The following is a 12,117-nucleotide window of genomic DNA, read 5'->3' as shown; positions in this document are numbered from 1 at the left end:
GTTCATCCCCACGGGCGTGGGGAACACGCGTGCCCACAGCCGGGTCGCGCAAGGCGGGGTCGGTTCATCCCCACGGGCGTGGGGAACACTCCTTGCGGATGGTCGGGATCAGCACGTCCCAGCGGTTCATCCCCACGGGCGTGGGGAACACCTCATCGCCTTAACAGGCCGTTGAAAAACTCCCGTGCATGTGCGGCTACCATATGAGCTGCGAGGACGACCCAAGGCGAGACAGCGACGATGAGAGGCAAGCCGAACTTTCAAGGGGCGATGTTCAGCTACATCAGTCTTGAAGAGCGTGTGCCGGCCAGGCACCCACTGCGCAAGCTGCGCGCCGTGGTCGATGCGCTGCTGGCGACGATGCACCAAGAGTTCGAGGCGGTATACGCCCGCACGGGTCGCCCGTCGGTGCCGCCGGAGATGCTCCAGGCCTTGCTGCTGCAAATTCTCTTTTCCATCCGCAGCGAGCGGCTGCTTGTTGAGGCCATCGACTACAACCTGCTGTACCGCTGGTTCGTGGGGCTGAACATCGACGACAAGGTCTGGGATCACTCTACCTTCAGCGCCAACCGTGAGCGTCTCTTCAACGAAGGCTTGGCACGCGCCTTCTTCGATCGTGTCAGACACATGGCTGAGTGGGCCAGGCTCATCAGCGACGAACACTTCAGTGTGGACGGCACACTCATTGATGCGTGGGCCTCGCACAAGAGTTTCAAGCGCCGGGACGATGACAGCAGCACGCCGCCCGGGCGCAATCCGACGGTGGACTTCACAGGCCAGTCGCGCAGCAACGCCACGCACACGAGCACCACGGATGCCGATGCGCGTCTGTTCAAGAAAGCTGAGGGTGACAAGTCCCGCCTGTGCCATATGGCGCACATCCTCATGGACAACCGCCACGGACTCGTGGTGGACGTCGAAATCACCCACGCCAGTGGCACGGCTGAGCGCGAAGCGGCGCTCAAGATGCTGCAGCGCCAGGCACACACGCGCCGCCGACGAACCGTGGGCGCCGACAAGGGCTACGACTGCCATGCCTTTGTGCAGGGCTGCCGCAAGCTTGGCATCACCCCGCACGTGGCCGCCCGCAGCAAGTACTCGGCCATCGATGCGCGCACCACACGACACGCGGGGTACCACAAGAGCCTGCGTGTGCGCAAACGCATCGAAGAGGCCTTTGGCTGGATCAAGACCGTGGGGGGACTGGCCAAGACCAAACTGATCGGGCACGCCAAGTTGGCGGGGCAGGCGCTGCTGTGCTTTGCCGCCTACAACCTGATACGCATGGGCTGCATCGGTGGCTGGTGGGATGCGCATCATGCGTGAAACACGGGCTCAGTGCGCCCGAAGTGGGCCAAAGGGCCTGCAGCAGGCCCCAACAGGGGCTGTCGCAGGCCGAAAAACCGCCCCTGCTCGGTCGAAATCGACTCTTGGCAGAGGGTACGAGGCTTTTGTGACCACTTTTTCAACGGCCTGTTAATCAGCGGATCAAAATGAGACGGTTCATCCCCACGGGCGTGGGGAACACTGTCAGATCGTCGGGGATGGCTACCTTGGCCGCGGTTCATCCCCACGGGCGTGGGGAACACAGCTTGTCAGCGACCTCGGCGTCGGCTGCCGCCGGTTCATCCCCACGGGCGTGGGGAACACCGCCAGATCATTCCGAAGATGCGACGAGCCTACGGTTCATCCCCACGGGCGTGGGGAACACACCCAGGCTCGGCGCCCCCAGGGCAAGAGTCAAGGTTCATCCCCACGGGCGTGGGGAACACAGCGCCCCTATCAGCGTCGGGAAGGCAACAAGCGGTTCATCCCCACGGGCGTGGGGAACACTCTCGGCGGCCATTACCCTGGAGCCAGGCGTCCCGGTTCATCCCCACGGGCGTGGGGAACACGCCGTCGCCTACGACCAGCTCGCCAACGCCGCCGGTTCATCCCCACGGGCGTGGGGAACACTCGCCCGTGCGCGGATACCGGCTGCACGCACGCGGTTCATCCCCACGGGCGTGGGGAACACAGACATGGCAAGACGGCGCGTGGCGCACCGGGCGGTTCATCCCCACGGGCGTGGGGAACACGTCGCGGGCATCGACATCGAGGACGAGTTCGACGGTTCATCCCCACGGGCGTGGGGAACACGTCACAGGCGCTTTGCAGCCGTTCCACAAACCGCGGTTCATCCCCACGGGCGTGGGGAACACATGACCCCTGCCTCGATCAGCGCTGGCGCGTGCGGTTCATCCCCACGGGCGTGGGGAACACCCACGCGGTGGCCACCACGTCAATCACCGTATCCGGTTCATCCCCACGGGCGTGGGGAACACATGACCCCTGCCTCGATCAGCGCTGGCGCGTGCGGTTCATCCCCACGGGCGTGGGGAACACGGTCGGCTGCCGCCCGCCTCATGGCGCGTTATCGGTTCATCCCCACGGGCGTGGGGAACACGCACGAGGTCACGCCGCCGCATCGCGTTCTGCCGGTTCATCCCCACGGGCGTGGGGAACACGGTCTGCCAGACCTCCGGCATTCCTGCCTCGACGGTTCATCCCCACGGGCGTGGGGAACACTGGATCGGCCCATATAGCAACGAACAGTAACGACGGTTCATCCCCACGGGCGTGGGGAACACAGATTCTACGAATGATTTAAGCAAGTTTTGTTCGGTTCATCCCCACGGGCGTGGGGAACACCCGATGATGCCGGCGATTGTCTCAGTCGTGGCCGGTTCATCCCCACGGGCGTGGGGAACACTCTGCCCAATTCAGAGCATTGCACAGATAAACCGGTTCATCCCCACGGGCGTGGGGAACACTTATCTTTGTATCCGTGACTGTAATGGAATGCCGGTTCATCCCCACGGGCGTGGGGAACACTATCATTCGATACCGTTCTCCCTGCGGATTTCCGGTTCATCCCCACGGGCGTGGGGAACACCAAATTTTTTTGGCACATGCGCCGAATCGATACGGTTCATCCCCACGGGCGTGGGGAACACGACGCCGGCCCGGAGCCGCAAGCTCTGACGAGCGGTTCATCCCCACGGGCGTGGGGAACACCTTCGTCGCAGTTGTCGCACTTAACGTGTCGCACGGTTCATCCCCACGGGCGTGGGGAACACACTTTTCTTATCCAATTGAATTTCAATTGATATTTTCTAGGCAGAATTTTAACCGACTCATTGTCATGCCATAAACATATTATCAAGATTAAACATCGCTCTCGTCGGCGTTCGGGTGGAAACTGACGAGACGTACGCCGTCCCAATCTGCGGGCAGGCGGCGGTTGGGGCCGAGGGTCTGGAACTCGAAGCCGGCTTCGTTGTTCGCGTACCACATCATTACCGCGTTGCCATTCTCGATACCCGCCTCCACCTGGTTCCAGATGTGTTCGCGCACCCGCCGCGAGTAGGTGCCCACATACACCCCGGCGCGTACTTCCAGCAGCCACACCGCCAGCCGGCCACGCAGCCGGGGTGGGGCGTTCTCAAGCACGATGACCAGCATCGCCCAAGTTCTCCGGGTTGGGGATAGCGGGGCCGACCGACTCTTGCGGTGCCTCGGGGCGGGGGATCTCGCCCGCGGCGAGGATTTCCTCGATGTCCGGGATGATGCGTTCCAGCAGTCTGGTTTTGCGGAAGATGTCCCGGCAAGCCAGGCGCACTGCCCGTTCCGGGTTGGATGGGTTGCTGGCGGCCACCTGGAAAGCGGCCGGCACCACGGTGTCGAATTTGTAGATGTCGGCCACATCGTACACGAAGGACAGCGCTTTACCGGTGTGGATGAAACCCACCGCCGGGGCGTAACCCGCGGCCAGTACCGCAGCTTCGGTGACGCCGTAGAGCGCAGCGGTGGCGGACGACAGACAGCGGTTGGGCAGGTCGGAGACGTCCCAGTCCTCCGGGTTGTAGGCGCGACCGGACCACTTCACGCCGAACTTCTGCGCCAGCAACTGGTAAGTCCGCCTGACCCGCGCGCCCTCGATGCCGCGCAACTGCTCTACACTGCGCCGGGCAGGGGGATCTTCGCCGAAGCGCAGCGCGTACATCTTGCGTACTACTTTCAGTCTGAGCGATTCATCCAGCGCCAGCCGTGCCTGATACAGCAAACGGTCGGCGCGCGCGCCACCGGGCTGGCCGGAGGAATACAGGCGCACGCCGGCTTCCCCTACCCACACCAGCAGCGTGCCCACCCGTGCCGCCAGTGCCACCGCCCTGTGCGATACCCGTGTGCCCGGCTCCAGCATGATGCAGGCGACCCCGCCGACCGGGATATGGGTGAGCACCGGCCGCACCCGGAAGCCTTGGCTGTCGACCACCACGAAGGCGCCATCCACCACGTCGATCTCGCCCTTCTCGACGAAGACGATGGACAAGCGTTCCTTGATTGGAATGGGTTTGAGCGGTGGCAGCATGATTAGCTTTGGCCCAGATCCGCCGGGGGGCGCTCGATCAGCATCGGCAACGGAAAGTACCCGAGGTCCTGCAGGGTATCGACTAGGGGACGCAAGGCCGGGAACACGCCCCCTTCGCGTGCCCGGATCAGCAGCCCCAGGGTTCCGACCACCAGCAATCCCTGCTGTGCGGCAACCCGGCGTCCCGCGGGTTCATCCAGCAGCACGGCGGCATCCGTTGCCCGACCGAGCGCCTGCACATGCCGCTTGCCGGTATCCAGACCAGCGCCGATGGGCACGGTCATGAAGACGGGCTTGCCATGGTCCGTTACCAGGGCGGGTTCTCCCCGGTGGGCATCGGCCAGCAGGCTGTTCGGCTGGCGGTTCAGTTCATCGGTGGTGAGCAGGTGCATGGCGGACTCCTGGGAAGGTTGCGACGGGATTATCGTCGGGTCAGCCGTGTGCCGGCGCAAGCGACAGCATCCCCAGACCCAGCGCCTTGCCGTGGCCGATGCCATTGACCAGCGCCAGGCCCAGCCGCTCCAGATCTTCCACCCGCAGCAGGCCGTCGAACTGCACCACCTGCAGCGTGATGCGCTGGCCGCCGCGCCCCTGCCGATGGCTGACACGTTCGCTGCGGCAGACACGAACATTGAGCGGCGAGAATCCGTGCTGACGGCCTTGCCGGGCCAGCCAGGCAAGTTGCTCTTCTTCACGCAGCAGACCGTAACGTTTGCCGTCGCGTGTGACGGTGGGATTGCAGCAGAGGCGGAACGCGTGACTTCGGCTGGCCTGCAGCAGTTGCTCCACGTGCACCACCTTGTCGGGATTGAGGGCGCGGGCGTAGCCGGGCAGCGCTTGCAGGCATTGCCAGCGACCAGGCGTGGCCGATTGCAGCAGTACGGTCGCGCCCTCCTGCGGCAGACGGGCGCCATGGTGTTCCAGCCGCCACAGGAAGCGTGCCGGCGGGCTGTCCGGGTTTTGGGCATAGACCCGGCTTAAGGTGCGATGCATTTCGTAGGCATTGGCCAGGTCACGTCGCGCCTGCGGATGGGCGGGATCAAGCACCAGTTTGGACAGGAACATCCAGTACCTCCGAAACGACGAAACGGGGACCGAAGCGGCGCTCGGCAAAGGACGACAGGGGCTGGTCCATCTTCATCAGGCCGGAGCGGTCGGCGGATTCCAGGGACAGCATCCATGGGGCGCGTGGCGCGCCCGGCCGGGGAGCGGCGATGGCAGGCCACCGGACGAGCGCCTCGCGCAATCCGGCATCCACCACCGCATCGGGCATCCAGACGGGCTCCGACGGCACGTAGGATTTGCGTCCCAGGGCGAGCGGCCACACCGGATCGGCAAGGGCGGCATGGATGCGTTCGAGCAAGGCCCGGTCCTCGCCGCACAAGCCGACCAGGAAGGCGGCGTCGGCAAGGTAGTGACGAGTGGTGACGGCGGTGTCATGAATCTTCGATCCGTCGGCCGAGATCACCCGCTGTGCGGTCTGGTAATCACGCCTCGGCACACCCGGTCGGTCATGGCGCACACCCATGCGCAGTTGGCACAGAGGCTCCAGGTCGTGCCAGTTTTCCCGGTCGATGCCAAGGGCGGCCGCCACCAGCCCGAGCACGCCGGACTTGCTGGGCTCCTTGCCGGTGTCGCGCTCATCGAAGCGGCTGGTGGTGCCCCAGGACTGCATCGGCCCCACCAGGCGCAGCAGTAAGGTGGCCATGCTTCAGCCCCGCCGCACTTCGGCCATCACCGCGTCAAGCAGTGCGGAAAGGGAAGCCACCGGCTGCGCCACATCGCCGACTTCCGCACCCGTCAGGTCCAGCACGAAGGCCGCCGTTTCACCGCCATAGGCAGCCTGCAATGCCCTGGCCTTGTCCAGCAGGGCATTGGCGGAATTGCGCGTCAGGTTGTCGCGGGCGCGGATGGCGGTCTCGAAGGCATTGGCCAGATTGCGCGGCGCGGTATTGCGGCGCACCGTGATCATTACGAACTCCGGCGGGTTGTGGGCGGCAAAGGTGTTCTGCTTGCCGGTGGGCTCGGCCACCACGAAGCCTTCGAGGAAGGCGCGCAGACCTCTGGCCGCCAGTTCGGTGTCGTCCTGCAGGTTCTGGCCGAGCTTTTCCCAATCCACCACGGCGTAGCGGTAGAAGCAGGCGGAATTGAATTCGACGGTTCCCATCATGTCCGCCCCGGCGGTGTCCTCGGGCTTGAGATCATCCACGGCGGTGTAAAAGTCGAACTCCCGCTCCACCGCGTGGGTGGACAGGGCATGGGCAACCTGGCAGGCGGCGTTCTGGTTCTTTTCGGGCATGTCGGCCAGCATGCGGCCGAACAGCGCCACATCCAGCGCCTTGCCGCCGTTGAACACCTTGTCGAGTGCCTTGCGAATTTCCGGGTCGATGCCCTGGGCGGCCTGCTTCTTGGCCTTGCCGGCTTTCTTGCCCTCGGCGGCCGGGGCTTCCGAAGCCACCAGTGCGTCCCACTTTTCATGCACCACGTCGGCGATGCCGGCGATTTCCCGCTGGCCGAGGAACAGCAGGTATTCGGTCTTGCCTTCGTCCTTGACCGCCAGTTCCATGGCGCCCAGCGCCAGGGTGGCTTTCTGATTTGCAGCCTCGGCATCACGGCCTTTTCCGACCAGAATGTCGGTCAGCGCTTCCAGCACGCGCTTGCTGCGCCGGGCCAGATCCTCGGCACTCAACAGCCCCTGCGCCACCTGCTCGCCGAAAAACTGCCGCACCGCCCGCTTGGCACACTGGCTGGAGATGCGCGCCCGGCGTGTGCCACCAAACAGGGCATCCTTGGGGGCGCCGGTGTCGTCGCGGTTCAGGTTGGACGGGGCAAAGTTCTGCAGCACATGGATTTCGACGATGGTTTTCATGCGGACTCCTCTTCGGTTTCGGGCTCTGCGGGCAGATCGGTGTCTTTGTGCAGCGCGCGATAGAACTGGCGCGCCCATAGGTGTTGGATGCGCTTGTCGGGAGCGTGCCAGCGCAGCAGGTCGGCGAGCAGCGCATCGAAATCGATGGCCTGATCCTTGAGCAAGGCGACCATCTGGCGCAGCCGGTAGGGCAGCTCGTCGGCGTCGGCATCGAGCAGGGCGATGAAGCGCCGTTCGGTGCTGAATGCGCCTTTCCTGAGCTGTTCTGGCGAGTGATGGCGCATCGCGTAGCGGGCAACCGCCTCGCCAATCGGTTGGGCAGGATCGGTACGCCCCACCTTCCAGTGTGCCGCCCACAAGGCGGCCACCAGGTAATGCACCTGCCGGCGCCAGTGGCTGTCCTGATCCTTGAGGAAGGGCTCGACATAGGGATAGGCCGCCGGAAACGCACCGGGGTCGAAGGCCAGGCTGCGGCGCAGCACGGCCCGTACCCGCGCATCACGCTCGTTCAATTCTTCCAGCCAGTCCAGATAGGCACTCATGCGGGCTCCTTGGTGGGTTCGAGCTTGGAAATTTCGTCAGTGAGTTTGTCGATGTGGCGCAGTACCGCGACTTCCGCCTTGACCAGTGCGCGAATCGCCCAGGCATCGCCGGCCGCCGCGCGCGTGGCATGGGCGCGCCAGGCGCCATGCATGGCGGCGCGCACATGCCGCAGCCACGACAGGCGGATGTCTTCGGGGTCGCGCTCCCCGGTGTATTCGGCCAGGATCTGGTGAAAACGGGGCTCCAGGCTGGACCAGTAGCTGTCGGTGACGGCCATCTGGCCCAGGAAGCTGCTGACGTCCTTGCCCGCCGGTTCCCGCTCGCCCCGACCGAGCAGATGGCGGGCAAAGGACTTGCAGGCGGCCAACAGGGCGTTTTGCGCCTGTTCAGCTTCGGCGAGCAATGCACGAATCTCCGCCCGTACCATGCGGTCACCGGCCAGCGCGGGCGGCAGGCTGAAGCGCTCCATGCGCCAGTATTCGATCTTGGCCTTGTCGTTGGACTGACCCGCCACCATCACCGAGGACGGAAAGCGTTGCGGCACCGCGCGGCCCAGGTCGATGGCATGCTCGATGACCTGGGGGGCGCAACCGCTGGCATCGGGCAGCAGGGAATCGAAATCGCGCCAGAACCCGCGCGCGCGAAAGACCACCGGCAATCGGCCTTTCTTGTCGTCGATCTGGTAGCCCAGCATCGGATCGCTCTGCTGCCCGGCCTGCGGCCCCACGCCGGATGCAAACGCCAGCCGGGAAATCATGCCATCCGCGTCGGCCTGCAGGCGGATGGCACGAATCCGCCAGGTGTAGCGGTCGGCAAAGCCACTGACCGCACGCTCGCAACCACTTTTCAGCGCCTCCAGCGTCTCGGGTTCCCGCTCCCATAGCGGGAGGTCGCCGGCCTGCACCAGCCGGTTCTGCGGCACCAGCGCATAGGACAAGGTATCGAAGAGATTGCGCCCCAGCGGCAAGGCCATCACCGCGGTGGCCGAGGGTGCGGTGCCGGTATGGGCCAGCTCGCTCTTGCCGCAGCTGACCGAGAAGGTCTGGGTCGCCAGCAGCCAGCGGATGGCCTGGGCCGGGCTGATGGCACCGGCCTGGTTGACGTCGACATGGTCGAACAGCACCTTGGCGTTATCGGCATTGTGTTCGGCGGCCAGCACGGTCCACGCCCGCCAGATGCGCGGCACGAAGCCCGGAATCTGCCCGAAGGGATAATGCTGATCGAACAGCCAGAAACGATCTCGCCACTTTTCCAGATACGCCTCGATCTTTCCTTCCGGCCAGCCCTGCTTGAACCACAGCCTGGCCTGCTGCACATCGGTCGGCCCCTCCAGCGCCCGGTACAGCACGGCGAGCAAAAAGCGGTGCAGCGCCGCGACCACTAGCGGCGAGGCATCCTGGATCTCGGCGATATGCTCCGCCTGCAGCAGGGTGTCGCGGATACCGAGTTGGTCGTGGCGGCCGTCCAGCCAGCGCACCGGTATCCAAGGCTCATCGATCAGGTTGAAACGCGGCATCACCGCCTGCGCGGCGTGAGCGATGCTGTCGGCCATTGCGCCTCCGGTTTCAGGTTTGGTTGCCATAGATCAACCCCAGTGCGGGATCGAGCCGAACGGACTCGTCGGCCAGCCAACGGCCTTCTTCGTCCAGGCACAGGGGAAAGTGGTTGCGCAGCAGCGGGGACTGCTGCCAGGAATCGGGAATGCCCAGCGCCTTGAGCCGCTTCACCACACCCTTGCGCCCGACCGGCAGGGCGCGCAGCGACCACGCCCTGGCCTGCTCGAAGCTGGGGGTGCTCCCTGCTTCGAAGCCGTCGGCCGGCCCGAGGGGAATCACGGTCAGGGACTCGTCGCCCAGACGGGTCTGGGCGGCCAGGGTGCGATGTACATAGGGATCGTCTTCGTCATGCAGGACGAAGCGTGCCGGATCGTCCCACGAGGCATCGTCGGGCAGGCCGATGATGGCGCCGTGGGCCTGCTGGGTCTTGGCGATGCCCTCACCGTCGGATTCGATCAGCGCCTTGTCGAGCCGCGCCTGCAATTCGGCCGGGATGGGGACATTTTCCTCGTAGACCGCCTGCACCAGAGTGTCGATGTCGTCGGGCAGGGTGAGCTGCCGATGCTCCGGCTGGCGCAGCAGGCACCAAGTGCGCAGCAGGATGGATTCCGCATAGACCGCGCTCCACCACAGGGGCCGGCCGAAGTCATCCGGCGCGTCGCCAGCGAGCCCGGCGACCAGCAGCAACGGTGCCGCGACCGGGCGGCGCGGCCGGGGATGGCGCCACAGCCGCCCCGCCCGCTGCAGCAGCAGGTCGATGGGCGCCAGATCGGTGGCAATCAGATCGAAATCCAGATCGAGGCTCTGTTCGGCCACCTGGGTGGCGATCAGGAGCTTGCGTCCGCTGCGCAGTTCACCGTCTTGGCCGCCCGTCTTGCCGAAGATGTCGAGCACCCGCTGTTCGCGCAGCTGCCGCTGGTTGGCCGGAAAACGGGCGTGGAACAGATAGATTTCGGTGCCATCGTCCAGCTGCTTGCCGACCTGCTCGCCCTCCCACAGCAGCGGGCGGCCTTCGGCAAACAGGCCGTAGAGTGCCTGTGCCCGCTCTACCGTGTTGACCAGCGCCAGGCCCATGCCGCCACCGGCGAGCTGCCGTAGCAGTGCCATCCGCATGTCCTCCAGCGCCGAGCCGATGGGCTGGATGTCGATGGTCACGCGCCGCGCGGGATCAGCCTCGAAATGGGTTTGCCGGACGCAGCCGGTGGAGAACACACTGAGCCGAGGATAAGCGGCTGGGGTGGCGGGCAACTCGCCCCCGACCACCCGGGCCAGTTCGCGCCGGATGGCTGGCGGCAAGGTCGCCGACAGCAGCAGCACCGACGAACCCAGCGCATGCAGCCAACGCACCAGATGAATCAGCAAGGTGCCGGTATAGGCGTCGTAGGCGTGGATTTCGTCGAACACCACCACCCGGTTGGCGAGCCCCCACAGGCGCACGAAGTGATGACGCACCGGCAGCACCGGTAGCAGCGCCTGATCCACCGTACCCACGCCGTATTCGGACAGCAGCGCCCGCTTCTTGTGGGTGAACCACTCGGCCGCCCTGACCTGGCCGGTAGCGGAGTGGTCATCGTCATGCACGGAGGCCAGCCGCAGTTGCTGGAACGCCTCGTTGTGCAGCGTGCCGCCATGCAACAGCTGTAGATCCAGCTGGCGGCCGGCATCCCGCGCGCGCAGGAAAGCCAGGGTGCGGGCAAACATGGCATTGCCGGTCGCCTGGGTGGGCAAGGCGATGTACAGACCCCGGTGCTGGAAACGCCGCTGCAGTTCCAGATGGGCGAACCAGGCGGCTTCGGTCTTGCCTTCGCCCATGGGCGCTTCGATCAGCAGGATGGCCGGCGCGTCGAGGCCCGCCAGCATGGCGGCGACGGCTTCTTGCAGCGGACGCGGCGGGAAACCGAACACCTCCTGAAAACTGCACGGACTGGTCAATAGCGGCGTGCGGGACCGCCAGCCGAGCGCGTCCAGTGCCTGTTGCGCGCAGGCCCGGCGTGCGGCGAACCACGCGGCGGGATCTTCGGCCTCGGTACCGAACGTAAACCACTCGGTATTCGAGCCGATCCAGTCGGCGAAGCTGGTCAGGCCGGCCAGCAGCATGAACGCCGGGCCGTCAAGCGCCGCCTTCTCGGGCGTTGCGGTGGGCTGGAAGACATCGAACAGGATATCGAGCAAAGCATGGCGGGCTGCTGCCCATTCGTCCCGACCGAGGGCACTGCGATCCCACTCGAGTGCTTCAAGCGCCGTTGGCGCGGCTCGACTGCCGTGGTGACAGCCCACCGCATCGGCGGCCAGTCGGGCAAGCTCGTCGGGCCAGCCACGCTCAACGAGCCATGCCGACAGCGCGATCTGGCTGACGTAAGCATGATTGACACGGACATTTGGGTTGCGGCCCGGATTCAGCCCTGAGAGGTTTTGCCATTTGCACTGGAACCCCGGGCAGGCTTTGCCGAGATCGTGGGCTGCAATCAGCAATAACAGCCAAGGCAGTGCCTGCTCCCATGGCAGGCCGAGTATCTCAGCGAGCCGATGGCGGGTGGTGGCTGGTTCGCGTTCTACGATGACCGATGCGGTAGCGGCGACATCGAGCATATGCAGCAGAAGCGGGTGCCAAAGACCATCAGAATCCGTCTTGGCCCATAAGCGGCGTAGGCTTATCGATGCCACCTGAGCGCGCCTGTTTCCGGTCGTCAAGTTCATGGACGGGGCGTGTGCCTCAGCCTTCGGAATGATTCGGAAAG

At 65.3% G+C, this 12,117-nt stretch carries 10 protein-coding genes and 2 CRISPR repeat arrays (1 of these 12 only partly in view); of the genes, 1 reads left to right on the top strand and 9 read right to left on the bottom strand.

Features of this window, described 5'->3' with window-relative positions; translation table 11 throughout:
- Nucleotides 1-151: direct repeats of the CRISPR family, unit length 29 nt; unit sequence CGGTTCATCCCCACGGGCGTGGGGAACAC; it reaches 738 nt to the left of the window's first position.
- Nucleotides 152-240: 89 nt separating this feature from the next.
- Nucleotides 241-1,326 carry an IS5 family transposase gene (locus DIE29_RS14225; RefSeq protein ID WP_114650193.1) on the top strand — a complete coding sequence of 362 codons (1,086 nt, stop codon included), beginning with the start codon at nucleotides 241-243 and terminating at the stop codon, nucleotides 1,324-1,326.
- 172 nt (nucleotides 1,327-1,498) lie between these two features.
- Nucleotides 1,499-3,119: a CRISPR direct-repeat array (repeat unit 29 nt; unit sequence CGGTTCATCCCCACGGGCGTGGGGAACAC).
- Nucleotides 3,120-3,207: 88 nt separating this feature from the next.
- Here DIE29_RS14225 and cas2e read toward each other — a convergent pair.
- The 9 genes from cas2e to DIE29_RS14180 are packed head-to-tail and all read right to left on the bottom strand — an operon-like array spanning nucleotide 3,208 to nucleotide 11,968.
- Nucleotides 3,208-3,504, bottom strand: a complete 297-nt coding sequence (gene cas2e, locus DIE29_RS14220; RefSeq protein WP_114650192.1) for a type I-E CRISPR-associated endoribonuclease Cas2e — start codon at nucleotides 3,502-3,504, stop codon at nucleotides 3,208-3,210.
- Entirely contained in the window at nucleotides 3,485-4,411 is a 927-nt protein-coding gene (cas1e, locus tag DIE29_RS14215) for a type I-E CRISPR-associated endonuclease Cas1e (protein WP_114650191.1), read from the bottom strand. Before cas1e ends, cas2e begins: the two co-directional genes overlap by 20 nt.
- Nucleotides 4,412-4,413: 2 nt before the next feature.
- Entirely contained in the window at nucleotides 4,414-4,803 is a 390-nt protein-coding gene (locus tag DIE29_RS14210) for a type II toxin-antitoxin system Phd/YefM family antitoxin (protein WP_114650190.1), read from the bottom strand.
- 40 nt (nucleotides 4,804-4,843) lie between these two features.
- Nucleotides 4,844-5,476 carry a type I-E CRISPR-associated protein Cas6/Cse3/CasE gene (gene cas6e / locus DIE29_RS14205; protein ID WP_102042950.1) on the bottom strand — a complete coding sequence of 211 codons (633 nt, stop codon included), beginning with the start codon at nucleotides 5,474-5,476 and terminating at the stop codon, nucleotides 4,844-4,846.
- The gene (gene cas5e, locus DIE29_RS14200; protein WP_102042949.1) at nucleotides 5,451-6,119 is read right to left on the bottom strand and encodes a type I-E CRISPR-associated protein Cas5/CasD; all 669 of its coding nucleotides are present in this window, start codon (nucleotides 6,117-6,119) and stop codon (nucleotides 5,451-5,453) included. Before cas5e ends, cas6e begins: the two co-directional genes overlap by 26 nt.
- A 3-nt stretch (nucleotides 6,120-6,122) precedes the next feature.
- Complete coding sequence (gene cas7e / locus DIE29_RS14195; protein ID WP_102042948.1) at nucleotides 6,123-7,280, bottom strand: type I-E CRISPR-associated protein Cas7/Cse4/CasC; 1,158 nt, start codon at nucleotides 7,278-7,280, stop codon at nucleotides 6,123-6,125.
- Nucleotides 7,277-7,822 carry a type I-E CRISPR-associated protein Cse2/CasB gene (gene casB / locus DIE29_RS14190; protein WP_102042947.1) on the bottom strand — a complete coding sequence of 182 codons (546 nt, stop codon included), beginning with the start codon at nucleotides 7,820-7,822 and terminating at the stop codon, nucleotides 7,277-7,279. Before casB ends, cas7e begins: the two co-directional genes overlap by 4 nt.
- Nucleotides 7,819-9,375 (bottom strand): type I-E CRISPR-associated protein Cse1/CasA, encoded by a 1,557-nt coding sequence (gene casA / locus DIE29_RS14185; protein ID WP_102042946.1) that lies wholly within the window; start codon nucleotides 9,373-9,375, stop codon nucleotides 7,819-7,821. The genes casB and casA overlap by 4 nt, the downstream gene beginning before the upstream one ends.
- 13 nt (nucleotides 9,376-9,388) lie before the next feature.
- The gene (locus tag DIE29_RS14180) at nucleotides 9,389-11,968 is read right to left on the bottom strand and encodes a CRISPR-associated helicase/endonuclease Cas3 (protein ID WP_102042945.1); all 2,580 of its coding nucleotides are present in this window, start codon (nucleotides 11,966-11,968) and stop codon (nucleotides 9,389-9,391) included.
- Nucleotides 11,969-12,117: the final 149 nt, after the last annotated feature.

This window comes from Pseudothauera hydrothermalis, from assembly GCF_003345255.1.
In the GTDB taxonomy this organism is placed as follows: Bacteria; Pseudomonadota; Gammaproteobacteria; order Burkholderiales; family Rhodocyclaceae; genus Pseudothauera; species Pseudothauera hydrothermalis.
This window is presented reverse-complemented; position numbering and strand designations above follow the sequence as displayed.

Excerpts from the sequence above, each read along its gene's own strand:
- cas2e (WP_114650192.1), bottom strand. The coding sequence starts at position 3,504 with ATGCTGGTCATCGTGCTTGAGAACGCCCCACCCCGGCTGCGTGGCCGG.
- casA (WP_102042946.1), bottom strand. The coding sequence starts at position 9,375 with ATGGCCGACAGCATCGCTCACGCCGCGCAGGCGGTGATGCCGCGTTTC.
- cas6e (WP_102042950.1), bottom strand. The coding sequence starts at position 5,476 with ATGTTCCTGTCCAAACTGGTGCTTGATCCCGCCCATCCGCAGGCGCGA.
- cas1e (WP_114650191.1), bottom strand. The coding sequence starts at position 4,411 with ATGCTGCCACCGCTCAAACCCATTCCAATCAAGGAACGCTTGTCCATC.
- cas5e (WP_102042949.1), bottom strand. The coding sequence starts at position 6,119 with ATGGCCACCTTACTGCTGCGCCTGGTGGGGCCGATGCAGTCCTGGGGC.
- casB (WP_102042947.1), bottom strand. The coding sequence starts at position 7,822 with ATGAGTGCCTATCTGGACTGGCTGGAAGAATTGAACGAGCGTGATGCG.
- DIE29_RS14210 (WP_114650190.1), bottom strand. The coding sequence starts at position 4,803 with ATGCACCTGCTCACCACCGATGAACTGAACCGCCAGCCGAACAGCCTG.
- DIE29_RS14180 (WP_102042945.1), bottom strand. The coding sequence starts at position 11,968 with ATGCTCGATGTCGCCGCTACCGCATCGGTCATCGTAGAACGCGAACCA.
- DIE29_RS14225 (WP_114650193.1), top strand. The coding sequence starts at position 241 with ATGAGAGGCAAGCCGAACTTTCAAGGGGCGATGTTCAGCTACATCAGT.
- cas7e (WP_102042948.1), bottom strand. The coding sequence starts at position 7,280 with ATGAAAACCATCGTCGAAATCCATGTGCTGCAGAACTTTGCCCCGTCC.